Genomic DNA, 24,614 nt, shown 5'->3' on the forward strand with positions numbered 1-24,614 from the left:
CATTTTGCAAATATCTAAAAGAAATCCGGGTTTTTACCAACTAATTCCAACCGCCTCCAAGAGAACGGTAAAGATCTACCATCGCACTAAGCTGCTGACGGTCCAGATCCATCAGGTTCAGTTCACTTTGGAGTACGTTACTTTGAGCCGTAATTACCTCCAGATAATTGGCCATCCCATTTTTAAATAGCATGTCTGCATTTTTTATTGCCATTTTTAGGGTTTGAACTCTTGTTTGCTGCAGTTCGCGCTGCTCCTTGAGTTTATCCAGTTTGACCAGGGCATCAGTCACCTCAGTCACAGCATTCAGGACAGACCGTTTAAATTCGATGACCGACTTATCTTTTTCTATCCTGGCCAGCTCCAGTTGTGTCTTTAACTGACCACGTTGGAATAAGGGTTGTGTTAAGCCACCAGCTACTGTTCCAAACAGAGAACCTGGAATACTAAACCAGTTGCTCGCTTTAAAAGCATTAATACCTCCGCTTGCTGTAATGGTTAATGCAGGATACATATTCGCCTGCGCGGCGCCCATTTTAGCATTGGCGGCCATTACTGCCATTTCCGCAGCTCTCACATCCGGTCTTATCCCCAGGATTGAAGAAGGTATGCCTGTAGTTAAATGTTCCGGTACAGTAAAGGCATTTAATTTAACCGTCCGTTCTATTTTTGAGGGTAATGCTCCAGCCAGTGTTCTCAGTGCATTTTCCTGAATAGCAATTGATTGTTCTAACTGAGGAACAATTAAAGCCGCCTGAAGCCGCTGTGCTTCTGCCTGTTGTACGGCCAGGAGGCTCACTTGTCCTGCCTCTTTCTGCAGACGAATGACTAGCAGCGTGCTATCATTCAGCAAAACATTACGGCGGGCTATTTCCAGCTGTGCATCCAACATCAGTAAGTTAAAGAAACCCTGTGCTACGTTGGCTACAACCTGTGTTTGTACAGCTCTGGCTGCGGCTTCAGTTTGCAGATAAGTTCCCAGTGCAGCTTCTTTCTGCCGTCTTATTTTTCCCCATATATCTGCTTCCCAGGATAAGCCTAAACCAGTGGTATAGTCTTCTATATGTTTTGACCCGGCGAACATCGCTGTGCTCATGCCGTTTATACTGTTATCAGAAGGTCTGTTACTCGTCGCATTTACCTGCAGGTTAAGATCTGGCAGCTGGCCTAAATTTGCCTGTTTAAGACTTAGTTTTGCGCTCTCTATATTTTTAACCGCAAATTGCAGATCGAAATTGTGCCGTACTGCGCTATCTATCAATTGTTTTAGTAAGGGCTCCTTAAAGAAGTCCTTATAAGCAATATTTGCAATACCCGGTCCGGCATTTTTTGAGGTCTGCTGGTTAAACTGATCAGGCAGCTGAACTTGAGGGCGGACATAGTTTTTTCCGGTTTTACAAGCTGATAGTGCCAGGGTTATAGCCCCCAGGTATATATATTTATGGAGTTTCATCTGTTTAAATTTATTGTTCTGTTACAACCGGTTTACCACTTACCATTTCATGTAAATACTGGAAAGCGACATACAGTACCGGGATAATAAACACACCCAGGATTACACCCAGTACCATGCCGCCTGCGGCCCCTGTTCCAATAGAACGGTTACCTAATGCTGATGGACCGACAGCCCCCATCAATGGGATTAAGCCTACTACAAAGGCCAGAGAGGTCATAATGATCGGACGAAGTCTGAGTCTGGAAGCTTCCAATGCCGATTCCAGTAATGTCATTCCTGCTTTCCGGCGTTGCACTGCATATTCGATAATCAGGATCGCATTTTTTGCCAGTAAACCGATCAGCATGACCATAGCTACCTGGACATAAATATTGTTTTCCAGACCTGCCAGGTTAACAGCCAGTAATACACCCAGAATACCTACCGGAACAGAGAGGATAACTGCAAGTGGTAAAATATAACTTTCATATTGTGCAGCCAGCAGGAAATAGACGAATAACAGACACAAACCAAATACAGTAGCGGCTTGTCCGCCAGATGTTTTTTCTTCCAGTGACATCCCTGTCCATTCATAACTATAACCCTCCGGAAGATATTTCGCTGCAACCTCTTCAGTGGCTTTAATGGCATCACCAGAGCTAAATCCTGCTTTAGCAGAAGCATTGATACTGATTGCATTGAAAAGATTATAACGGGACACGGTTTCAGGGCCGTAAACACGGCTGAGTTTGATCAGCGTATTTACCGGGACCATCTGCCCTCCGGTGTTCTTTACAAATATGCCATTAAGTGATTCAGGGGTCGCTCTGGCATTGACATTAGCCTGAACGACTACCCGGTAATACTTACCAAAACGATTGAAGTCGGAAGTTTGAATACTACCGTAATAAGCTTGCATTACACCCATCAGATCTTTGATATTTACCCCTAGTTGTTTGGCCTTGACAGCATCAACCTGCATTTCCAGCTGCGGATAGTCAGTTCTGAAAGTGGTAAAGGCAGCTTCGATCTCTTTGCGTTTCATCAGCTCCTGGGTAAAGCCCTGTGCGATCCCGCTGAACTTATCCAGTTTTGCCCCGGTACGGTCCTGCAAGACCAGCTCCAATCCACTGACATTACCAAAACCAGGTACAGTGGGCATGGTGAAAACAAAAATGTTTCCTTCCAGGATAGTCGACAGTTTCTGGTTCATGATACCAATGATCTCATTGATATTCTTCACTTCTCCCCTTTTATTCAGGTCCTTGAGTTTAACGAAGCCAACCCCAAAAGATGGGCTTGTGGCATTGCTTAACATGTCAAAGCCAGAGATACTGGTGATTCCCTGAGCAGCTGGTATAGTCTTAATTACACTGTCTGCTTTTTTTAAAGCGATTCCTGTTCTGTCCAGCGATGAGCCGGCCGGCATGGCTAAAGAGAAAACAATAAAGCTGCCATCCTCATCCGGGATAAAGCCTTTAGGTGTCGTACGCAGCATCCAGAAGGTAACCACGAACAATAAAGCCAGTGCACCAAAACTTGCCCATTTAAAACGGATTAATACTTTGATACTATTGATATACCTGTTGGTCATAGCTGTAAAACCAGTGTTAAAGGCAGTAAAAAACCGGGTACTAAAACCAGGTTTTTTCTCTTCAAGACCAGTTTCAGCATGGTTGTTCTTTAAAAATAAGGCACACAATGCCGGACTAAGAGTCAATGCATTTACTGCTGAAATTACAATTGCGATGGCCAGTGTAAAAGCGAACTGTCTGTAGAAAACCCCCGTTGGCCCTTCCATAAACCCTACAGGAAGGAATACCGCTGACATAACCAGGGTAATAGATATAACCGCTCCGGTTATATCATGCATTGCAGATAAAGTCGCCGGACGTGCCGCAAGATGCGTGTGTTCCATCTTGGCATGCACAGCCTCTACCACCACAATAGCATCATCGACTACAATCCCAATAGCCAGTACCAGTGCGAACAGCGTTAGCAGGTTGATAGAGAAGCCAAATAACTGCATGAAAAAGAAGGTTCCAATAATTGCTACGGGTACCGCAATCGCAGGAATAAGCGTAGATCTGAAATCCTGAAGGAAGATAAATACAACGATGAATACCAGTATAAAAGCCTCTATCAGGGTATGAATTACTTGCGTGATGGACTGGTCCAGCTGAACTTTTGTACTAAAAGGAGCTTCATATTTAAGGCCTTTAGGAAAGGTTTTCGAGAGCTTCAACATGGTGGCATTGATCTCTTCCTGTACCTTATTTGCATTAGATCCTGCTGTTTGATAAATGGCCATTCCTGCACCGAATTTTCCATCTACCCAGGTATCACCACTATAGGTATAAGATCCGAATTCCACTTTAGCTACATCTTTTACCCGCAGGACTGAGCCGTCCGCATTAGCGCGGATAATCATTTCTTCAAATTCGAGTGGCTGATTGGATTTTCCTTTATACTTCAGTACATACTCAAATGATTCTTTACTGCCTTCTCCGAATTTACCAGGTGCGGCTTCAATGTTCTGGTCCTGGATGGCAGCCATGACTTCCTGCGGACTCAAACCATAAGCGGCCATTTGTTCAGGATTGAGCCAGATCCGCATCGCGTAATCCTTATTTCCAAAAACGGTTACATTACCAATACCAGAGATCCTTTTGATTACAGGAATGACATTAATTTTAGCAAAATTCTCAATAAATGCAGCGTCATATTTTTTACTGTCGTCATAGATTGACATAAACATAATCATACTGTTCTGCTGCTTCTGTGTAGTTACACCAATCTGGACCACCTCAGCAGGTAGCTGACTGATAGCCTGAGAGACCCTGTTCTGAACATTTACTGCTGCCTGATCCGGATCTGTTCCCAATTTAAAATATACCTGTGTACTGAGTGAACCATCATTGCTCGAGGTTGACTTGATATAGGTCATGTTCTCCACGCCGTTAATCGCGTCTTCTATGGACGGTGCTACTGTACGTGCCACGGTTTCAGCGTTTGCACCCGGATAAACCGCAGTGACAAATACACTTGGTGGTGCAATATCCGGAAACTGGGTAACCGGGAGTTTTGTCATACTCAGGATACCAAGTATTAACAATAAAATGGATATAACCGTAGCCAATACGGGTCTTTCTATAAATTTCTTAAACATGAGGTCATCGTATTATGATACCGGGAATGAATTCTCCGGTTGATGTTATGATTATTTTTTGGCGGTGGCAGATGCTGGTCCCGGGTTGATTTTCATTCCCTCCTGCAAACGGTCCAGTCCGGTAAGGACAATTCTGTCTCCAACTTTCAGCCCGGTTTGTATGATATAGTCCTTGCCGCTTTTACCGGTAATTTCAATTCCTGTTCTGCTCAGTTTATTACTATCAGCCAGTTTGTAGACAAAAACCTTATTCTGCAATTCCATTGTTGCCGACTGCGGGATCAGAATCGAGGCTTCATGAACCTGGTTTATTCTGATTTTCCCTGTATTGCCGGCACGCAGCAAACCATCTGCATTCGGAAATGCTGCTCTTAACATAATTGATCCGGTGTTTTTATCGAATTGTCCGTCAACCATATTGATCCGTCCTTTTTGTGTATAGACCGTATTGTCTGCGAGCAGTAATGAAACCGGCGGGATCTGTTTTATTTTCTCTGTCAGCGTTTTACCTGAGTATTGCGCTTTGAAATTGATGAAATCATTTTCACTCATAGAGAAATAGGCATAAATTTCGTGTACATCCGAAAGTACAGTCAGAGGCTGCTGGTCATTTCGGCCAACTAAACTTCCCAGACGTCTTGGAATTCTTCCGATAAAACCACTTACTGGTGCTTTGATCGTAGTAAAACCGATATTAATACGAGCAGAGGCTACAGCGGCTTTCGCCTGCTCAAGATTGGCTTTTGCTACCTGGTGTGCTGCCTGAACCGTTTTTAATTGGATACCTGATACCACATTACTTTTAACCAGCGGGATAACTTTATCAATCTCCAGCTGCGTATTACCTAATGTTGCTTCAGCAGCATGCATTACCGCGAGGGCATTATTCAGTTGCTGCTGATAAGGTTGATCTTTGATTTTAAATAAGAGAGTACCCGCCTGAACATAAGCCCCTTCATCAATATAAACCTTGTCGAGATAGCCATCTACCTGAGGCCTTATTTCAACGTTTACTTTTCCTTCCAGTGTACTGGTATAATCTTTAGTAGTTGTGGCGGTCCTTTCAGCCAGTGTCATCACAGGAATGGTTGGGGGGGCAGCTGCTGCATCCGCATTTTGATCAGCTGAACTACAGCTGGACAGGGTAGCAAATAAGAATAAGGCAGTACAGAATGAAAAGCCGGATTTCCGTAGCAGACGAGATTTGTTTTGAACTCTCATGGGTGTAATTAGATAAAATTTCAACGATGCAATTTTAGGACTAATGACACATAAACAGAGGAGAGAAGTTGCTGAGTACGAATTATTGGCAGATGAAACGACTTTCAGCCGACTTGAATCAGCTGTCAATCCATTTTTTAAACTGGCCAGCTTTTTCTTTACTGATATGGATATCAGCTGTTGCGGGGGGATTGAGCAGCAATTTTAATTTGCCGTTAAAATAATTATGGATGCTTTCCAGGCTTCTGATACTGATCAGGTATTGTCTGTTTACCCTGAAGAATACTGCCGGATCGAGTTGTTCTTCCAGTTCATCCATGGCGTAGGAAACAGCCTGTTCTCTGGCATCCCGCATCACAATATAGGTCATTTTATTTTCATAGTAGAAATAGGCTATGTCGTTGACCATAATCGTTTTATAACCATCCCTGTAAGGGATCAGAAAGCGGGAGCGGTAATTGGGGCTTTGTTTTTTAATGATCGCTACGACTTCCTCAATAGTTCCCGGGGATATTTTTTGTACCTGTTGTTTAAATTTGGAAAGACTGCCTCTTAATTCATCAATGTCTACTGGCTTCAGCAAATAATCTATGCTGTTTACCTTAAAAGCACGGAGGGCATATTCATCATAGGCCGTAGTGAAAATAACCGGACTGGTGATTTCAATTTTGCTGAATATTTCAAAGCAGATGCCGTCCGCCAGCCGTACATCCATGAGTATAAGATCTGGAAAAGGATGAGAACGCAGCCATTGTACACTATCGGCAATAGTATCCAGGATGGCGATTACAGTCAGCTGCGTATCGATTTCAAGCAGTAACTTTTGCAGACGCAAAGCATTCAGTTTTTCATCTTCTATGATCAGTACATTCATATATTATTATTCAGTGATTTGCAATAAAGGTAATTGAACAGTGAAGGTTGTTTCATTTTCTGTGATCTGAGGACTGGCATCCGACAAAAGTTTGTAACGGCTGATAATATTTTTCAGTCCAACCCTGGTAGAAGGGATATGAAAATTTACCAGCTGGAGGTTATTGGATACTTCCAGATAGCCCGCTTCATTGATATGGATGTCGATATACAAAGGGCGGGAACGCGAAGCAATATTGTGTTTAATTGCGTTTTCTATCAGCAATTGCAAAGTAATAGGCGGTACACCCTTCTGTTCGTAGTCTTCAGGTATATCTATATTAATCTGAAGATTATCCGATACCCGTATTTTGATCAGATAGATATAAGAATGGATAAATTTGATTTCTTCCTTCAGAGAAATGACATCCTTGCTAAGATTGATGATCATATACCGGTAAACCTTCGAAAGATTATCCAGGAAAAGACGTGCCAGATCTGGGTTTTCAATGATCAGACTCGATAATGTACTGAAGTTATTGAACATGAAATGCGGGTCGAGCTGGGCTTTAAGCGATTGTAGCTCGGCTTGCATGGCCACCTGGTTCAGTTCATAGGTTTTGAGCTCCAGCGCAGAGGTTTCAAGCATCGAAATTTTCCATTTCCGGAGAAAGAAATCACCGGTATAAATGGCACTGATCAGCGTACTGATAATGATACTGACCAGGAATACCTGCCAGCCCTGTGCTTTATCATTGTCTGTATGATAGGTGTATTCCGGATGAATAAGATGATCGATATAAAGTAGCAGACTAATGATAATACCTGCACTTAAGATCTGTAAAAAGAACTGGCAGAAAAAACGGAGTGTCGGTGCTTCCAGCCATGGAATATGACGGTCAAGCAATCTGGCAATGAGTAAACTTGACTCGGTAACGAGCAAACAGATGACCATTACACCCAGCCATTCTACCAATAAGGCATATATGTTCTGATCAAAATAAACCTTCCAGAAAGGATCGAAAGGATTGAGCAGGTAGATGAAAATATAAAAACAAAGAAAGACAACAGGTAAGATAAAAAACCTGAAATTCCGGTAAAAGGCACGCTCGCTAACTATTTTTTCACTATTGGCCATATCATCATGGTTTATCCCAAACTAAGAGCCGGTAAATTTACAGCCAAATACAGAAGAAGGGGAAAATTAATTGAATGAATGTCATATTTCTGTAGCTGAAGCAGTCTTTTGAATGGCTCAACTAAAAATCCGGGTAGCATACTTCTATAATTTAACAGTAAAAGCAGATGAATGTTTTATGGCTTTCGGCTAATCATTAATATATTAGCAGGATGTCGTCGCATCATATAGTTAGAGAAAAGCAGGAGCCTGCCTTGTACATTCATAATCTGGGTTCTTTTGATGAAGAATACCTCGGTCAGATCCTGGAATGGAGCCCTACGTTAATTGTCAATAGTGCCATTTACGAGAAAGTTCTCAGCCTGGGGCTAAAAGTAGATGTTATTGTAAATACTGTAGATGGATTAGCCCCGCAGGAAAATACGAAGTCTATCATAGGTCCTGGTGATGAATATAATACCGTATTCAATTTCCTGATTGCAGAGAAATATCCTGCTGTGAACATAATTGATGACCAGAAATCCCTGACTGATCTTTCATTTTATCTTCCGAAAATTAATATTGTACTTTTTTCTGCAACAGAAAAATCATACGCTATTAAAACAGGGTTTAATGTCTGGAAGCCAGCGGGAAGTATATTTCTGATAGATGTCATTTCTTATTTTGAGGCGACTAACCTGATGCAAAAAGGAGAAAGAGAGTTTGAAGTGGTAAAAGATGGATTTGTAGAATTCAGCTTTACGACCGAATACGTGTTTTTAACAGAGAAGATATGATTACTTTAAGAAAAGCGAAAGAAGAAGATTTACCGGTTATTCAACAGATAGGGACTATAACTTATGGCCCTACTTATACACCTCTGATTGGTCAGGAGCAGGTTGACTTTATGCTGGATAAGTTTTATAATATTTTCGCATTGAGACAGCAGCTGATAGACGGGCATACTTTTTTAATTGCCCAGGAAGAAGGTAAAGACCTGGCATTTGCTTCCTACTCAATTGGTGACCACGATAGTGTAATTAAACTGCACAAACTCTATGTATTGCCAGAGGCCCACGGAAAAGGACTGGGAAAACTACTGATCAATGAAGTACGGAACAAAGCCATTGAGGCGGGGGCAAAAAGCCTCGAATTAAATGTAAACCGGTATAATAAGGCAAAGGATTTTTATGAAAAGGCAGGGTTCAAAATCAAAGAAACCGTTGACATTGAAATTGGCAACGGTTTCTTTATGAATGATTATGTAATGGCACTGGCTTTAGCGCCACAAGATCCTGCCTAGTTATTTAATTTAGGTATTCTTGTTGGTGTGTCTGTGCCTTTCACAATGGTAATAGCACTTTTAGCAATTGCCCTGATTGTAGCAAGTATATTTTCAGTATCCAGTGTACTGTATTCATCTTTTACGGTATGGTATAGTTTATCAATATCTATCTGGTCTGTACTGATGGTATGTGCAGGTACCCCTAATGCAGCCAGTGTAGCATTGTCACTTCTGTAGAACAAGTTCTGTTGCAGATAAGGATCAGGATGAAACGTAAAGGCAGTTCCTTCCAGGTTTTTTTGCAGGATCTTTCCGAAATCTGATTTATCATAACCAGTGATGAAGGCCGTGTTTTTGCCAAATTTGCTTTCTTTACCAATCATCTCGATGTTAAACATTGCTACGACATCATCAGGATTAAGCTGCTGCGAGAAATATCTTGCACCAAAACCGCCGATTTCTTCAGCTGTAAAAGCTACAAATATCAGTGTACGCTCGTTGTTGTTCGCTTTTTTATAATATTTCGCCAGGGCGATCATGGCCGTTGTACCAGAAGCGTCATCATCCGCACCATTGGCAATGCTGTCCTGATCTGCGGAGTGAATAATGCCCAGGTGGTCATAGTGTCCAGAGAAAATAACCAATTCTTTAGCTTTCGATTTTCCAGGGATAATTCCGGCTACATTAAACAAAGGCAATTTATGCAGGCTGCTTTTTAAAGAGACGTTAAAGTCAGTTACAGTAGTGTCTGCAGAAAGTACAAAGACAATGGCAGATGGATCTTTCTGTTGCGTGTCTTTTTCGTCCAGGACAGCTCCCTGTGCTAAATAACCTTTTAACTGGTTCAGCTCAGTAGTGAATTTCGGATCTACAAGTACCAGCTTGCGCTGTTTGCTGCGAGCCAATGCTCTGTATTGCTCTCTGAACGGTTTTGAAGGATCAAGTTTAGCCCAGCCATCACCTGTGGTATTGTTGAAACTCGTGCTTTCTGAGGCATTGCCTAAAACTGCGATATCCGCAGCAGGAATAGTTTTGCCATTAACAGATACTTCGGCCGATACGGGCTTAAACTGGTATTTGTAAAACGATTGTCTATAACCTTTCGCACCGGTAAGGGGTTGCAAACCTATTTTTTTAAACTCTGATTCAATGAATGTTGCAGCTTTATCAATTCCCGGACTGAATGTCGCACGGCCCTGCATGTCATCACTACTCAGGGTTTTGATCAGGTTATCTACATAATCTTTGGTAATAATTTTATTGATGTCCTGTGCAGATGCCGTTCTCGCAATAAAAAGTAAAATTAAGGGGTAATAAAAATATTTCATCTGTTTATATTATTGATTAGTATTGATGTTTTTATGTGTATCAATGAGCTCGCAAGCTCGGTTTATTGTTTTTCATTTGTCAGATGGTTCCTTTGATGATTAAAATAATCATTGCCCTGCATGCTTAATGATTATTTTAATCATGTCGGATTCATCATTCGCTATTTAGTTTATCTTTTTGTTTCCGGATCGCTGTCGCTACCCGCGTGTCATGTACGCCATCAGTCACTTCTATTTCAAAGTCCCTGTCTTTTTCCGAAGTGTGTACCTGGCTCGTTTCCAGATTTTCTACGGATATATCATAGGGTCCTCTGGAACTCATCATTTTTACAAATACAGGAAGGCATTCAAAGAAAATGAATAACAAACCGATAAATGTAACAGCTAATGCCGTTGTCGTGTCCCTGGTGCCATCTGTATTAAAGCTCAGCTGGCCCAGGGCCCAGTTACGGTCAGCGAAACCAGCAATACTAGTCAGGCTGTCCAGTTGTTTCCCCGTATAGAGCCTTTCGGCTAATAAACCGTCAAACTGTTTTCTTCCGTCTACAAATCTATCCATTCTGCTGACTTCTGAGTTCAGTGAATCCAGGTTCTGCTGTCTTTGTCTGAGCTCTTCTTCTTTTCTTTTGGCATATGGGCCATAACCCATCACGCCCGAAGTCTCCGTTGTTTTAGTTCCAAAGACCTCAAAATTAAGTTTCTGACGATCAGTTTTGATCCCGCTTTCCAGCGAATCCCTTTTTGTTTTAAACTCTTTCAGTTTGTTAAGTTCTATCGTATACTTATTATTAAAAGCCTTGTTGAGGGTGTCAATTTTTGAGCGCTGATTATTCAGGTAACTCACCTTTAGCCGTTCTTTAATCTCTTTATCAAAGATCTTGAGTTCTAAGGGGCGGGAAATCACCATGCCGATCATAATGGCCAGCAAAATCCGGGGCGTGGCTTGTAAAATCTGTTTGGTAGAAGAAGAGTTTTTATTGATACTGGATACAATGTAGCGGTCCATATTAAAAATGGCCAGTCCCCAGAGTAAACCAAAAAAGATAGCAAATACTACAGCTGCAGTATCACCTTTAAAGACAAAATACATTGCATATCCGCCGGATAATGCGGCGAAAAGACCAGTGAAAAAGATAGTTGCGCCAATACCGACATATTTATTGTGTTCGGTAGGGTGCTTCTCTAATGTAGGCTGGTGTATACCAGAACAAAACCAGAAGAAACGTGACAAAGCATCCATGATGAATCAAAGTTAATAAAGAATACTATTAAACGCCCGGTATTCTTAGTTGTTACAACACAGGATGTAAAACCACTGTGCCATTTAAATTTTGACCTGCGTTTTGCATTTAAATGGTTGATAAACTTTATCTTTGACTTTTATGTACGGGCGGTATCCCGCTCTTTTAAATGGAATAAAGATGAAAGAAATCAGCGTAGAAGAACTGAAACAAAAGATAGATAATAAGGAAGACTTTCAATTGATTGACGTGAGAGAAACTTTCGAATATGAGACCTCAAATCTTAATGGAGAGAATATCCCTTTGGGAGGAATCCTGATCGAAGTAGATAAAATTGCTACAGATAAACCTGTAATTATGCAATGCAGAAGCGGAAAACGCAGTGCAGCAGCCGTAATGCAGTTAGAGCAGCTTCATGGCTTCACCAATCTATACAATTTAAAAGGCGGTATTCTGGCTTGGCAGGCTGCTTTTGACCCGACTATGCCTGTTTACTAAGATGAAGAAGAAAATTGCTTTAAATACATTTTATACTTTAGGAATAGTTGTTTCTGTGATTGGTCTTAAATGGGCTTTCCAGAATGCGAACTATCCTGTTGTCGCTTTACTGATAGCTACAAGTATATTTTTCCTTTACCTGAAGATCAACATCGTCAAAGAAGTAAGATCAGGGATTAAAGAAAAAGAAAATAGTCTGAAAACACCCGCTGTCAAGGACGAAACAAATTAGTTGAAAGACCTTTCAGGCCTAAACCTGGGAGGTCATTTAACACATACCGGCCATCTTTAAACTCCGGCTGATCAAAGGGATTGTTCCTGGTCAGAAAAGGACCATCCAGATCTACCCAGTCACATAATGGTGCTAAAGCCAGTCCCGCAAGTGTTGCAACTGAGGTTTCACTCATACAACCAATCATTACCTTCATTCCATAAGAGCGTGCCTTTAAGATCATCTGATGAGCCTCATACATTCCACCGCTTTTCATTAGTTTGATATTAATTCCATGATAAGCACCTTTCAGATTGTCAATATCAGCCAGTCTTTGCACAGCTTCGTCAGCCAGAATTGGAATCGGGCTGCGGGCTGTTAACCAGGCATTACCTTCTTTATTTGTTTTGGCCATGGGCTGTTCAATGAGTAGTACACCCTGGTCATGCAGCCAGTAAATCAGGTCTATAGCCATTTTCCGGTCTGTCCAGCCCTGATTGGCATCTACATAGAGCGGTAAATTGCTAACACTTCTGATCGTGTTGATCAGCTCCCGGTCATTACCAGACCCTAATTTGACTTTCAGGACTTTGAAATCCCGGGCGCCTGCAACTTTTTCCCTGATGATTTCCGGTTTATCGATACCTATGGTATAAGAGGTCACAGGCATTTTTGCCGGATCGGCCTGATAGATAACATGACAAGGCTTTTGCAGCATTTTTCCCTGGATGTCATTCAATGCAATGTCAATGGCTGCTTTTACTGCAGGATTACCAGAATCGATGCTATCCAGGTAACTGATAATTTCCGGGAAGTTAAAAGGATAGCTGAACCTGTTCCAGTCTACCTTTTGAAGAAAGGAAACTGCCGAATTGTAACTCTCGCCAAGGTAAGGAACCATAGAAGCTTCGCCATACCCTTCCTGGTTTTCACAAACTAGCTTTAGCAGCAGGATGGGTGTACTTGTCCGGGTGAATCCGGATATCGAAAAAGGGTGTTTAAGTTCGAGGTCGAAAGAAATATAAGCTGCCTGCATAAGGTTTTCTGGCTTTTAGTAATATCAAAGTTAAAAAATGGGCGTCTCACCGAATGTAAAAATAATATCCCTAATATTGTGCCTCATATGACCAGTACAATTTATCAGCCGTTTAAAAACTTCGATTTTAAATATAAAAACTGCTTCCTGAGCGGGGATACTTTTACATCGCCAATAGTAGAGACTAATATCTTACCTGCATGGTTGCTGGAGAAGGCTAATTTTAGCGGAGATGAACAGATTAAATTGCTGGATGAAAGTATCAGGTCATACAATACACTCAAGGTACCCGTTAGCGAAGAGGTCTTGCTCAATTTCATTCAGCCTCTGGAAGAAAAAATAGCCGCGGCATTTGAAAAGGGATATGCAGGCGTGTCACAGCTGGATGAACTCGACCTGTTTAAATGGATAGGTAAGTTCTTATACAGCCTGATCTATATAGAAATGAATGCGGCTGTAAAATTGCAGCAGATCAGCGATGACGGCTTAAATATGTCGCAGGGTCTGATGCATAAATTCGGGAATCTGCAAACGATGATCCAGGGTATTTACCGTAGTGTAGTACTGGAGGATTTTACACCCTGGTCTATTGTGATTGTGCCATTAACACAGGACGATATCCCTTTTAGCTTCAGAGATGAAATTAATACACTTACCTTCTCTTTAAAACTTAAGGATTTCGGAATCATAGCCTGTTTGCAGGATAATGGAACTAATAAACGTTATCACCAGGAAATCCTTGATCAGATCACAGGTCAGCCGGTGACCGATCAGCAGTTTGAAGAGCTTTGTGCCAGGTTCTTTTACTCTGCCTATCTGTTTAACCGTTTACCTGAATACACCATTATGCCGGTAGATGGTTCGGTTTATATCGATGCAATGCCTTTGAGGGGGACGATGAATAAGCCACTTTTTGATGTATGGCAGCACAAAACCTATGCACAGGTACTGGAAAATTTCTGGAAACCATGGGGTAACCTGCTGATGGAAATCAGAAAAGATCCGACTGCACCAACAAGTTATTTTAATCCACCTTCTTTACCTCCGGCAGGTTAACCGCCGAAACGGCCGGTAATCGCAGAGAGAAAATGTGGTACAATACCAGGCACAACCAGTATGGTGATGATGATCCCTGTAATGGCCCCGAAAAGGTGTGCGTCATGGTTGATGTTGTCCCTCGAATTTTTTGACATATAATAAGAGTACAACAGGTATAATACGCCGAATAACGCTGACCAGATCGGTATTGGTAAAGGAAAAATCATCAGGGTGTTCAGCGGGTAGAATAAAATATAGCTGAATAACACAGCAGAGATAGCTCCTGAAGCACCCAGGCTATGGTAATGAAAATCATCTTTATGTTTGATCACTGAGGGGATATCACTCAGAATTAAGCCCAAAAAATAAATCAGGCCAAATCTCAGACTTCCGACAGTCGCTTCCAGATTGAATGCGAAGAAATAAAAGGTAAACATATTAAATATCAGATGCATCCAGCTTCCGTGGATCAGTCCGCTGGTAATCAATGTATAGACATTACTTCTGCGGTAAACACTGTAAGGATGAAGCATGAACTTTCCGTAAAGGGAAGGGTCATTGAATGCATATATACTGGTAACCAGCGTGAAGATGAAGATCAGGGAGGCAACAGGGGTGTTTATCAGGTATTCAATCATATTATTTGGAATCGTTTTTTATATTTTTCTGCAATCTAGTAATTGGATAGCGTAAATGCGTGTTTTCGTAGTAATTAGAGTTTTTGTACACAAACTCCAGTTGTGCTGCCGGATTCTGGGCAAAAGAACTGTCACTCAGTTTTTTTTGGTCCAGTTTTGTCTTCAGATCAGGGTTTTCTTTTAATAATCCGGCTGCTGTATCTTCAAATACATAGGCAGAATAATGTTCTTTCTGATCTAAAACAGAATCGAAAAAATTCCAGTTAAAGAAGGAGTCAGTTGCCTGTGGTTCCAGTGTTTCCATGATGTACCTGTTTTGCGGCTGGTCAGTATAAACAAGGTAATCACCTTTATAGAAGTTCAGCGTCTGGTTTTTTGTACTGAGCTGAACACTGTTGTGCAGGTAATGGCCTTCATAAGGTCTTGATGCAGTTTTATAGTCACTGATATAATAAACGTCAACAGCTAAAGTCATATTGTCTTTTAGCTCCTGTACTTTTACGCCGTTTAGTTTCAGTAGTTCAACGACCCTGTCCCATGCTTTGGGGATGATATAAGCAACCGGTTTTTCTACGGTGACCTGGGGTTCAAATTTATTCCAGTACTTGATTTCTTTCGTGTAAGGTGCATTCCTGTCGTAATAAAGTCTGTCAGCACCACTTACTGCACTTGGTTTATATTTGGCTTCAAAACCCTTGAACGATAACAGCTCATAAGTATTTTCATTCAGCTTCCAGCTCAGCGGGAATTCCTTTTGTTTGCTGACAGCTTCGTCTGCTTTCCGTCGGTTCTCACCAATTATTTTCGCATCTCTGCTCACCAGGTCAATATAGGTTTGTAATAACTGGTAAGTGGATTCTACTCTTTTTTGATAGACCTTAAGCATATGGGTCTCCGGCATAAAGCCGATTGTATTATGCAGCGCGGCATAACCGGTCGAATAACGCGGGGTTTCCAGGAAACCAGTTATTCCTGCATCCGGCGTATTTTCTATGGAGTTGATATAAGGGATCAGCTCATAACCTTTTTTCTTCATCTCTGCATAAAGTGCAGGAACCATGGTCTGCGTCAGGTAACCTGCAAGAACTGGGTTCAGTTTGTCTTTCTGAGTCGGGATCAGGGTCATGGTGTACTGGTAATCAGCCCCATTGCTGGTATGGGTATCTACAAAAATTTCTGGTTGCCAGAGATTGAATATTTCCTGAAAAGCTGCCGAATTTTTCGAGTCCGTTTTAATAAAGTCCCGGTTCAGATCATAATTTTTACTGTTCCCCCTGAAACCATAAGCTTCAGGGCCGTTCTGGTTTGCCCTGGACGTGCTGCTGCGATTGAAAGAGCCGTCGATATTGTAAATGGGAATGATGCAGATCACTACATTTTCTGGTAAACGGTTACCCTTGAGCAGGTCTCTTGCCAGCATCATAGAAGCATCAATACCTTCAGGTTCTCCGGGGTGAATCCCGTTGTTGATCAATAATATTCTTTGATTGTTTTTTCTGATCTCAGCGGGATTAAAGATTTTGTTCCTGGACAACACCAGCAGATTAAGTGGTTTCCCGAAATCAGTATTACCATAGGAAAGCAATTTGGCCTGAGGATAAGTCTTAGCCAGTTGTTTGTAATAATCAATAGCTTGCTGATAAGTGGCAGTTTGATTCTTATTACTGAGTTCGTAAGGCGTTTGCTGTGCAAATGTTTCCATCGTTAAGGTAAGGCTTAAAAACAATAAAAAGTACTTCATTAGAATTTGATGTTAGCGCGTTATGATTAGTTTCATCAGGTTAAAACCTCCTGAAGGTCTTCTTAAACAATCCCAGTTTACCAAAGTTATACTTCACCCCGACAGTATAGAAATTATAGATATTCGTTTTGCCTGATTTACGGGTTATGCTGGTATTGTCATAGCCGTCCAGTCCTTCGCCCAGGGTAATATTGCTCTGGCAGTTAAAGTTAAGTACGTATCTGTAAAAGCCTTCATGATCCGGGAAATAAAAGTTTATCCCCAGGTTCAGGGGAAAATAAACGTCAGACGAAGTATCATCTCCCGGATAATAAACAGGCGGGTCTGTGAAGCTGTAACGGTTAATTCCTTTCATCTTGTTTTTAATAACCCCAATTCCAGAGCCAATATATAAGCCTTTGAGGTTATTAAAAGAGTTATTATAGTTAAAATCTATAATTTGTCCCAAAGATATTTTAAAATTGAATGACCCCGTCAGGTAGGAATTAATGAATTGGCGGTTGTCAGGATCAGTGCGGATACTACCTCCGTTGATTTCCCCTTTCTGAAGCTCCAGTCCGATACTGAGGAAGGGGGTCAGCAGATAATCCAGCGTGCCGTATCCTGCTGCGCCAAAATCATGTTTCCGGAGATCTGTAAAGGATTGAGTGATACCTCCCCCTGCGCCGACAGAAAGTTTGTAAAAATTTGACTGTGCAAATGAAGAAAATGTAACGGCCAGTAGAACGGTTATTATAAGTATCCTTTTCAAGTTATGCTGATTGTTTATAGATAAAATATCATCTTTGGTTATCTTTAGCGCCTGGGTAATATAAATTTAAACGGGCCTTTACTTTTTTTAAAATTATGCTAAAATATCAGAACACAGGTAAAACTTTACAAAATAGATTTACTGAATATGTAAAAATAGATACACAGTCTGATCCTGAGTCGGCAAGTGTCCCTTCGACAGAAAAGCAAAAAAATCTGGGGAAGGTGCTCGTAGCGCAGCTATTGGAAATAGGTGTGTCTGATGCGCATCTCGATGAATACGGATATGTTTATGCGACTATCCCTTCGAATACGGAAAAAGATGTTCCGGTAATTTGTTTCTGTTCCCATATGGATACCTCGCCGGATTGCAGCGGTTATGGAGTAAAGCCAATTATACATACCAATTATCAGGGGGAGGACCTGGTGTTACCCGATGATCATACAGTAGTACTCAGAATGAGCGAACACAGAGACCTGAAGGACCAGATTGGTAATGATATTATTACGGCCAGCGGAACTACCTTGCTAGGGGCGGATAATAAGGCTGGTTTAGCAGAAATTATGGAAGCTGCGGCTTTTCTGATGCAGCATCCGGAGATTAAGCATGGTAAAATAAGAATTCTGTTTACACCTGATGAAGAAATTGGCAGAGGGGTTGACAAAGCAGACCTTAAGAAACTGGGTGCTGATTTTGCGTATACCATTGATGGAGAAACCTGCGGCTCTATTGAGGATGAAACTTTCTCAGCGGATGGGGCTGTGTTAATTATACATGGTGTCAGTTCACATCCGGGTTTTGCAAGAGGTAAAATGGAAAGTGCTATTAAAATCCTGAGTGATATCATCAGTGCATTACCAAAAGACAGGCTGACTCCTGAGGCTACGGCCAAAAAGGAAGGCTTTTTACATCCGGTAACTATGCACGGAAATGTAGAGCAGGCAGAAGCACATTTTATTATCCGTGATTTTGATGATGCTTTATTAGCGGAACACGGACAGACACTGGAAACTATTGTTAAACAGGTGATGACTGCTTATCCTAACTCTACCTATGAACTTAAAATTAAAGAACAGTACCGTAATATGAAAAAGGTACTGGATCAGCATCCTCAGGTATTGGAATATGGTGTTCTGGCTATCGAAAGAGCAGGTATACAGGTTAAAAAACAAAGTATCAGAGGAGGAACAGACGGATCGAGATTATCTCTGATGGGGCTGCCTTGTCCGAATGTTTTTGCCGGAGAACATGCTTTCCATGGCAAGCAGGAATGGGCTTCCGTGCAGGACATGGAAAAAGCAGTTGAAACTATCATTAATATTGCTCAGATCTGGGAAGAAAAGAGTAAATAAGTTATTTCAGATACATTGCTGCCAGTAATTCATAAGAGCGTATACGCTCTTCGAAGCCCTCGGTAATGGTGACGGCCATTAGCTCGTCTACCTGGTAATTGGTAAGCAATGTATCTATTTTTTCCTTCAGGACATCCGGTGTTCCGCTCAACACCCTTTGTCTGTTATGGTTGATCCTTTCCTGTTCGGCGCTATTGTAGCTGACATTTTTAATATCCTCATAACTTACAGAAAATAATCTGCCTCCTTTTTCAAGCTGGAGAAAACGATAGTCCATCAGTGCCTGCTGACGGGAAATAAGCTCCTCATCTTCCGAGCAAAAAACAAATACGCTGACGTTAGCTTCCGGGGCAATATTATCTATAGAGGGTTGGAAGCGTTCACGGTAAAGCTGTACGGCTTCGGGGCCACCATGAGGATTAATAAAATGGGCAAATGACATATTCATGCCAAAATGAGCTGCAAATATACCACTCTGACCACTGGAGCTTAACAACCATAGTGGCGGGACGGTAAGTGCTTTGGGAATGGCAGTAATTTTTTCCTGTATCGTACCTGGTTCCGCCGTATCATGCAGATAGTTTCTCAGATCAACCAACTGTTCTAAAAAGTCCTGTTCTTTCCATTGATTGGAAGGATTGAGTATACTCGCTGTGATCCTGTCTGTACCTGGTGCCCTGCCCAGACCGAGATCTATTCTCCCCGGGAACAATACTTCGAGCATCCGAAAGTTTTCAGCAACCTTCAGGGCACTGTGATTCGGTAACATGACGCCTCCGGATCCTAATCTTATATTTTGGGTTTCTCCTGCCAGATGTGCAATCAGCACTTCGGGTGTGGAGCCAGCAAGTGTGGTGGTATTATGATGTTCTGAAACCCAGAAACGGGTATAGCCTAAATTGTCGGCCAGTTTTGCAAGTTCAATGGTTTCTTTGATAGCCTGACTGGCAGTCACACCTTTTCTGACAGGTGACTGATCAAGGATGCTCAACCGGATATTTTTGCTGCTCATAGGGGGTAAAATGAACAGTAAAAATACAGTCTCAGGTTTTGATAATGGATTTTCTGAATTATTTTGACTTCCAGATTATTGAGCAACTCTCATCTCTGCCAGATACTGATCCTCTCCGTCATCAAATAGCAGGTGGCATTCCCAGCCGCATTCTTTAGCAATGACTTTGAGTAAGGCAGGATCCAGGTACAACCAGTTAAACCACTCCCCTTTCTGATCCTTGTATTCGTATTGATAGGCTATTTCTCCATGGTATTTATCAAGAGGTTTCTCCATCTCCTCATATAAATAGGAAATGTCTGAAGTGTCAAATAATAACTGTCCGTCTTCATTCAGTAATGATTTAGCATGGTTCAGGAATGTTTTGAAGCCATCCAGAGTGCCTGTAAGCCCAATTCCGTTCATCAGAAATAATAAGGTGTCAAATTTCTCACCCTGGTAACTGAATACATCACCCTGTACGGCATTTTTTACGCCCCTGTTTTTCATGATTGAAACAGCAGCGGCAGAAATATCCAGCGCGACCACATCGAAACCCCGCCCCTGAAGGATTAGTGCATGGCTGCCGGCTCCTCCGCCAACATCCAGTACCCGGCCTTCGCAAAGATCCATAGCTTCCAGTTCAATATCCGGCATCTCTTCTTCCGTCCGAAAAAAGATGTCTACGGGCATCTCTTCTGGTTCGTCATATGAATTATGCAGCCATAAGGTGGCTGCATTACCGTTGGTAAACTGATCTTGTAAAGCATTTCCGAAAACATCCATCGGGGGCAAAGATATCTAAATATTACAATCAAATACGTGGTGATGTTCCGGGATCATGACCTGTTTGAACCCATGATCATTCAGCCTGCTGGCAAAATGCTGCTGAACAGGATACTCTCCGTGTACCAGGAAAAGCTGTTTAACCTGTTCCGGGCGCTGAGAAGAAAGGAAATGAAGTAAATCTTCGTAATCTCCGTGTGCACTCATGGATTTGATGGATTGTATTTCTGCAACCACCTGATAGGTCTCTCTGAAAAGGTACACCGATTGATCGCCTGCCAGTAAACGGCCTCCTAATGAACCTGGTGAACAATAACCGACCATCAGAATCGTGTTTTTGTGATCACCGATCGTATTGCGGATATGATGTCTTACCCTGCCTCCATCGGCCATGCCTGATGCCGATATAATCACACAGGGCCTGCTGTCATTATTCAGCGCTTTGGATTCTTCTACGCTTTCTATGAATTTCAGGCCTTTGAAGTCAAATGGATCATGATCTGTCTTCATGACTTCTTTCACACCGTTATTATAGACCTCAGGATGATCTTTCAATACCTGAGTGGCCTGCATAGACAATGGGCTGTCTACATAATAATTGACAGCTGGTAATTTGTGCTTCAGTTCAAGGCTGTTTAAAGCATACAATAGCTCCTGGGTTCTGCCTACGCTGAATGCCGGAATTACTACCTTACCCTTTTTGACCATACAGGTCTGCTGAATGATCTCGAACAACATATTTTCGATCGGTTCAAGGTCTTTGTGCAGAGAGTCTCCATAAGTAGACTCCATAATTATATAATCTGCCTGTGAGAAAGTCTGAGGGCTTTTTAACAGGAGGTCACCATAACGGCCAACGTCACCACTGAAAGTAAGCCTGGTAGATTTTCCGTCTTCTTTTAAGGTAAGGTGAACAGCTGCGCTTCCTACGATATGTCCTGCATCAGTGAATGATACGGTTATCGCCGGACTAATGGCAAAATCTGTATTATAGTCTATCGTTTTAAACAAGGTTAATGTCTTGACTACATCTTCCTCTGTATAAAGTGGCTGTTCTTCTGGTTCGCCTTCAGGTCTCTTCTTATTTGCATATTCAGCATCCTGTTCCTGAATCTTTGCCGAGTCCAGTAACAGGATCCGGGTCAGGTCTTTAGTTGCAGGGGTACTATATATATGTCCTGCAAATCCTTGTGCAACTAACCGGGGGATTAATCCACAATGGTCAATATGTGCATGTGAAAGAATAAGGTGTGTTACTTTTGAAGGGTCAAAGCCAAAGTTGCTGTTGAGGTTTTCTGTCGCTTCTCCCATGCCCTGAAACAGGCCACAGTCTAGTAGTATTTGGGTGTTGTCATTCAGGGTAACAAGGTGTTTGCTACCAGTAACGGTGCGTGCTGCACCGTGGAAAGCGATCTTCATCTATAAGGTATTTAATTTTAATGATAACGCCGGTAAAACCGGCGTTATCTATTTTAGGCTCTTACTTTTGCTATTGTGTCTTTTACGTTACCGGCTACATCAGATAGCTTATCTTTGGAAGCGTCCAGTAAATCACAGAACCAGTCTGTAACTTTGTCTTTAAGGTCATCACTCTTGTCTGAAGATAAAACTAATGCTACCGCAGCACCTAGGGCAGCTCCTGCTAATATACCTGCAACTATTTTTGTTTCTTTTGTCATGATAATTGTCTTTTTTGTATGAGGATAACAATATGAGGATAAAAAGGTTCATTTTTATTTAAAAAAAGGATATTTAATGCTGAGAACTTTATCCTATCTGAATCTGGTGTTTGCAGTTGTTTATTTCCTCGCTTATCTGCAGGATGGCAACAGAATCGTGGTTTTCGGTTTGCTTGTCGTGGTTGTATTTAACTGGATGGCTTTGCTGAACCTGGAGAACGAAAAGCGCGACTGGTCCCTGTGGCAATGGCTTTGCGCGGGAATAACTCTATTATATGCTTTGTATATGGGTTATGGAGCTGTTTCTTTATTCATTGATGCTATTGGGCACCACTATTACCCGGGAGTAACGATCAGACTGATTATTTCGGGGCTATTATTCGATTTTACTATCTTTTTGCAGCTTTTAAAGAGCTGGTATGAAAAAATAGATAAAAAAAGATGAGTAACTATTTGACAATTAAACATATTAATCTATCTTTGCAGTCCCTAAATCCTAGGGAGAAAAAATAATTGTTTAACAAATTAAATACAAGCAAGTGAATACGTTAAGTTACAAAACTGTCTCTGCCAATGCTAAAACTGTTAACAAACAGTGGGTTGTTATTGATGCACAAGGCGAGATTTTGGGGCGCTTGTCATCGAAGATCGCAATGATCATCCGTGGTAAAAACAAGCCTGAGTATACCCCACACGTAGACTGCGGAGATAATGTGATCGTTATCAATGCAGACAAGATTAAGTTGACCGGAAACAAGATGAACGATAAACAGTACATCTCATATACTGGATATCCAGGTGGTCAGCGTTTCATCTCTCCAAAAGAGTTATTGGCGAAACATCCGAGACGTGTAGTAGAAAAAGCAGTTCGTGGTATGTTACCTAAAACAAAATTAGGTGCAAAATTATACACCAACTTATTTGTTTATGCAGGTACTGAGCATCCTCATGCAGCACAATCACCAAAAACCATTACACTTTAATTAAAGGAAGAAAGAAATGTCAGTTACTAACACTTCAGGAAGAAGAAAAACTGCTGTTGCGCGAATCTACATGAAAGAAGGCAACGGTACAATTACTGTAAACAGTAAAGATCACAAAGTATATTTCCCTACATTACCTTTGCAATATATTGTAAACCAAAGTTTTGAAGTTTCAGAACTTGTTGGACAGTATGATGTTATGGTTAACGTAGCAGGAGGTGGTATTAAAGGCCAGGCAGAAGCTGTTCGTTTAGCGATCGCTAAAGCTATTGTCGAATTAGATGCTGAGAAAAAACCGGCATTACGTGCTAAAGGGTTAATGACCCGTGATATGCGTATGGTTGAACGTAAGAAACCAGGACGTAAGAAAGCTCGTAAAAAGTTCCAATTCAGTAAACGTTAATCTCAAGGAGGACAAAGACAATGGCAAGAACAACATATCAAGACTTATTGGATGCAGGTGTACACTTTGGTCACCTTACCCGCAAATGGAATCCGAAAATGGCACCATATATTTTTATGGAACGCAACGGGATTCACATTATAGATTTAAACAAAACTTTAACTAAAACTGAAGAAGCTGCTTCAGCGATCAAACAGATCGTAAAATCAGGTCGTAAGATCTTATTTGTAGCGACTAAGAAACAAGCTAAAGAAATCGTTGCTGATCAAGCAAGAAAAGTAAACATGCCTTTCGTAACTGAGCGTTGGTTAGGTGGTATGTTAACTAACTTCCAGACTGTACGTAAGTCAATCAAAAAGATGTCTAACATCGATAAAATGACTAAAGACGGTACTTACTCTATTCTTTCTAAGAAAGAGCGTTTGATGATCCAGCGTGAGCGTATCAAATTGGAAAGCTTATTAGGTGGTATCGCGGATTTAAACCGTTTACCAGCTGCTATCTTTTTAATTGACGTTAAAAAAGAGCATATCGCTGTTAGCGAGGCGTTGAAATTAAACATTCCAACTTTCGCAATGGTTGATACTAACTCTGATCCTTCTAACATCGATTTCCCTATCCCGGCGAATGATGATGCAACTAAATCTATCTCTTTAATTACTGATGTTATCATCAAAGCAATCGAAGAAGGTTTAGATGAGCGTAAACGTGAAAAAGATGATGAAGCTGAAAAAGAAGCTGTAGCTGCTAAAACTGCTGCTGATGCTCCTGAAACTGCTGCACCTGGCGCTAGAAGAGCAAGAAAAGAAAATGCTGAAACCGAAGAAGGTACAAGCGAAGCATAAATAATATATTTTTG

25 protein-coding genes are annotated in these 24,614 nt (G+C 41.5%); 10 read left to right on the forward strand and 15 right to left on the reverse strand.

The genetic code is table 11. The features are described 5' to 3' along the window. Nucleotides 1-40: 40 nt before the first annotated feature. From HDF25_RS08865 to HDF25_RS08885, 5 genes are all read right to left on the reverse strand, one after another. On the reverse strand, nucleotides 41-1,453 hold the full coding sequence (locus HDF25_RS08865) for an efflux transporter outer membrane subunit (protein WP_184624387.1): 1,413 nt from the start codon (nucleotides 1,451-1,453) through the stop codon (nucleotides 41-43). 10 nt (nucleotides 1,454-1,463) lie between these two features. Continuing rightward, nucleotides 1,464-4,604, reverse strand: a complete 3,141-nt coding sequence (locus tag HDF25_RS08870) for an efflux RND transporter permease subunit (RefSeq protein ID WP_184624388.1) — start codon at nucleotides 4,602-4,604, stop codon at nucleotides 1,464-1,466. A 51-nt stretch (nucleotides 4,605-4,655) separates the two neighbouring features. Continuing rightward, entirely contained in the window at nucleotides 4,656-5,825 is a 1,170-nt protein-coding gene (locus HDF25_RS08875) for an efflux RND transporter periplasmic adaptor subunit (RefSeq protein ID WP_184624389.1), read from the reverse strand. 118 nt (nucleotides 5,826-5,943) lie between these two features. Next, nucleotides 5,944-6,699: a LytR/AlgR family response regulator transcription factor gene (locus HDF25_RS08880; RefSeq protein ID WP_184624390.1), complete on the reverse strand. Its 756-nt coding sequence runs from the start codon at nucleotides 6,697-6,699 to the stop codon at nucleotides 5,944-5,946. Between the two features lie 6 nt (nucleotides 6,700-6,705). Then, nucleotides 6,706-7,815, reverse strand: coding sequence for a sensor histidine kinase (locus HDF25_RS08885; protein WP_184624391.1), 1,110 nt, complete (start codon nucleotides 7,813-7,815; stop codon nucleotides 6,706-6,708). Between the two features lie 212 nt (nucleotides 7,816-8,027). Between HDF25_RS08885 and HDF25_RS08890 the strand changes: the two genes are divergently transcribed. Then, complete coding sequence (locus tag HDF25_RS08890) at nucleotides 8,028-8,591, forward strand: thiamine pyrophosphokinase (protein ID WP_184624392.1); 564 nt, start codon at nucleotides 8,028-8,030, stop codon at nucleotides 8,589-8,591. Then, nucleotides 8,588-9,097 carry a GNAT family N-acetyltransferase gene (locus tag HDF25_RS08895; protein ID WP_184624393.1) on the forward strand — a complete coding sequence of 170 codons (510 nt, stop codon included), beginning with the start codon at nucleotides 8,588-8,590 and terminating at the stop codon, nucleotides 9,095-9,097. Before HDF25_RS08890 ends, HDF25_RS08895 begins: the two co-directional genes overlap by 4 nt. Here the strand turns inward: HDF25_RS08895 and HDF25_RS08900 are convergent. Both HDF25_RS08900 and HDF25_RS08905 read right to left on the reverse strand, forming a co-directional pair. Beyond that, nucleotides 9,094-10,407: a M20/M25/M40 family metallo-hydrolase gene (locus HDF25_RS08900; protein ID WP_184624394.1), complete on the reverse strand. Its 1,314-nt coding sequence runs from the start codon at nucleotides 10,405-10,407 to the stop codon at nucleotides 9,094-9,096. The genes HDF25_RS08895 and HDF25_RS08900 overlap by 4 nt on opposite strands. Nucleotides 10,408-10,561: 154 nt before the next feature. Further along, nucleotides 10,562-11,647 (reverse strand): DUF4407 domain-containing protein, encoded by a 1,086-nt coding sequence (locus tag HDF25_RS08905; protein ID WP_184624395.1) that lies wholly within the window; start codon nucleotides 11,645-11,647, stop codon nucleotides 10,562-10,564. A 181-nt stretch (nucleotides 11,648-11,828) separates the two neighbouring features. Between HDF25_RS08905 and HDF25_RS08910 the strand changes: the two genes are divergently transcribed. Together HDF25_RS08910 and HDF25_RS08915 are read left to right on the forward strand one after the other, a co-directional pair. Next, nucleotides 11,829-12,146, forward strand: a complete 318-nt coding sequence (locus tag HDF25_RS08910) for a rhodanese-like domain-containing protein (RefSeq protein ID WP_184624396.1) — start codon at nucleotides 11,829-11,831, stop codon at nucleotides 12,144-12,146. 1 nt (nucleotide 12,147) lies between these two features. After that, on the forward strand, nucleotides 12,148-12,378 hold the full coding sequence (locus tag HDF25_RS08915; RefSeq protein ID WP_184624397.1) for a DUF6358 family protein: 231 nt from the start codon (nucleotides 12,148-12,150) through the stop codon (nucleotides 12,376-12,378). Here the strand turns inward: HDF25_RS08915 and HDF25_RS08920 are convergent. After that, nucleotides 12,359-13,393 carry a dipeptide epimerase gene (locus tag HDF25_RS08920; protein WP_184624398.1) on the reverse strand — a complete coding sequence of 345 codons (1,035 nt, stop codon included), beginning with the start codon at nucleotides 13,391-13,393 and terminating at the stop codon, nucleotides 12,359-12,361. The two genes, HDF25_RS08915 and HDF25_RS08920, sit on opposite strands and share 20 nt — an antisense overlap. Nucleotides 13,394-13,480: 87 nt before the next feature. On the opposite strand from HDF25_RS08920, the gene HDF25_RS08925 reads away from it, so the two are divergent. Next, nucleotides 13,481-14,449, forward strand: a complete 969-nt coding sequence (locus HDF25_RS08925; RefSeq protein ID WP_184624399.1) for a hypothetical protein — start codon at nucleotides 13,481-13,483, stop codon at nucleotides 14,447-14,449. Here HDF25_RS08925 and HDF25_RS08930 read toward each other — a convergent pair. The 3 genes from HDF25_RS08930 to HDF25_RS08940 are packed head-to-tail and all read right to left on the reverse strand — an operon-like array spanning nucleotide 14,446 to nucleotide 17,561. After that, complete coding sequence (locus HDF25_RS08930; protein ID WP_184624400.1) at nucleotides 14,446-15,069, reverse strand: rhomboid family intramembrane serine protease; 624 nt, start codon at nucleotides 15,067-15,069, stop codon at nucleotides 14,446-14,448. The genes HDF25_RS08925 and HDF25_RS08930 overlap by 4 nt on opposite strands. A 1-nt stretch (nucleotide 15,070) precedes the next feature. Then, nucleotides 15,071-16,810, reverse strand: coding sequence for a M14 family metallopeptidase (locus tag HDF25_RS08935; RefSeq protein ID WP_184624401.1), 1,740 nt, complete (start codon nucleotides 16,808-16,810; stop codon nucleotides 15,071-15,073). Between the two features lie 40 nt (nucleotides 16,811-16,850). Beyond that, nucleotides 16,851-17,561 (reverse strand): hypothetical protein, encoded by a 711-nt coding sequence (locus tag HDF25_RS08940; protein ID WP_260409345.1) that lies wholly within the window; start codon nucleotides 17,559-17,561, stop codon nucleotides 16,851-16,853. A 95-nt stretch (nucleotides 17,562-17,656) separates the two neighbouring features. Here HDF25_RS08940 and pepT point away from each other — a divergent pair, with 95 nt between their 5' ends. Beyond that, on the forward strand, nucleotides 17,657-18,913 hold the full coding sequence (gene pepT / locus HDF25_RS08945) for a peptidase T (protein ID WP_184624402.1): 1,257 nt from the start codon (nucleotides 17,657-17,659) through the stop codon (nucleotides 18,911-18,913). A gap of 1 nt (nucleotide 18,914) precedes the next feature. Here pepT and HDF25_RS08950 read toward each other — a convergent pair whose 3' ends face one another. From HDF25_RS08950 to HDF25_RS08965, 4 genes are all read right to left on the reverse strand, one after another. After that, a complete protein-coding gene (locus tag HDF25_RS08950) occupies nucleotides 18,915-19,925 on the reverse strand; it encodes an LLM class flavin-dependent oxidoreductase (protein WP_184624403.1) in 1,011 nt (336 codons plus the stop codon). 75 nt (nucleotides 19,926-20,000) lie between these two features. Continuing rightward, nucleotides 20,001-20,690 carry a class I SAM-dependent methyltransferase gene (locus tag HDF25_RS08955; protein ID WP_184624404.1) on the reverse strand — a complete coding sequence of 230 codons (690 nt, stop codon included), beginning with the start codon at nucleotides 20,688-20,690 and terminating at the stop codon, nucleotides 20,001-20,003. Between the two features lie 15 nt (nucleotides 20,691-20,705). Then, nucleotides 20,706-22,109 carry an MBL fold metallo-hydrolase RNA specificity domain-containing protein gene (locus HDF25_RS08960; protein ID WP_184624405.1) on the reverse strand — a complete coding sequence of 468 codons (1,404 nt, stop codon included), beginning with the start codon at nucleotides 22,107-22,109 and terminating at the stop codon, nucleotides 20,706-20,708. Between the two features lie 53 nt (nucleotides 22,110-22,162). After that, nucleotides 22,163-22,369, reverse strand: coding sequence for a YtxH domain-containing protein (locus HDF25_RS08965; RefSeq protein ID WP_184624406.1), 207 nt, complete (start codon nucleotides 22,367-22,369; stop codon nucleotides 22,163-22,165). 76 nt (nucleotides 22,370-22,445) lie between these two features. On the opposite strand from HDF25_RS08965, the gene HDF25_RS08970 reads away from it, so the two are divergent. The 4 genes from HDF25_RS08970 to rpsB all read left to right on the forward strand — a co-directional run bounded on the left by HDF25_RS08970 (nucleotide 22,446) and on the right by rpsB (nucleotide 24,600). Next, the gene (locus tag HDF25_RS08970; protein WP_184624407.1) at nucleotides 22,446-22,814 is read left to right on the forward strand and encodes a hypothetical protein; all 369 of its coding nucleotides are present in this window, start codon (nucleotides 22,446-22,448) and stop codon (nucleotides 22,812-22,814) included. A gap of 94 nt (nucleotides 22,815-22,908) precedes the next feature. Continuing rightward, entirely contained in the window at nucleotides 22,909-23,352 is a 444-nt protein-coding gene (gene rplM, locus HDF25_RS08975; protein ID WP_184624408.1) for a 50S ribosomal protein L13, read from the forward strand. A 16-nt stretch (nucleotides 23,353-23,368) separates the two neighbouring features. Next, nucleotides 23,369-23,755 (forward strand): 30S ribosomal protein S9, encoded by a 387-nt coding sequence (rpsI, locus tag HDF25_RS08980; protein WP_184624409.1) that lies wholly within the window; start codon nucleotides 23,369-23,371, stop codon nucleotides 23,753-23,755. 20 nt (nucleotides 23,756-23,775) lie between these two features. Continuing rightward, nucleotides 23,776-24,600, forward strand: coding sequence for a 30S ribosomal protein S2 (rpsB, locus tag HDF25_RS08985; RefSeq protein WP_068404332.1), 825 nt, complete (start codon nucleotides 23,776-23,778; stop codon nucleotides 24,598-24,600). Nucleotides 24,601-24,614: the final 14 nt, after the last annotated feature.

It is taken from the genome of Pedobacter cryoconitis (genome assembly GCF_014207135.1).
In the GTDB taxonomy this organism is placed as follows: Bacteria; Bacteroidota; Bacteroidia; order Sphingobacteriales; family Sphingobacteriaceae; genus Pedobacter; species Pedobacter cryoconitis_D.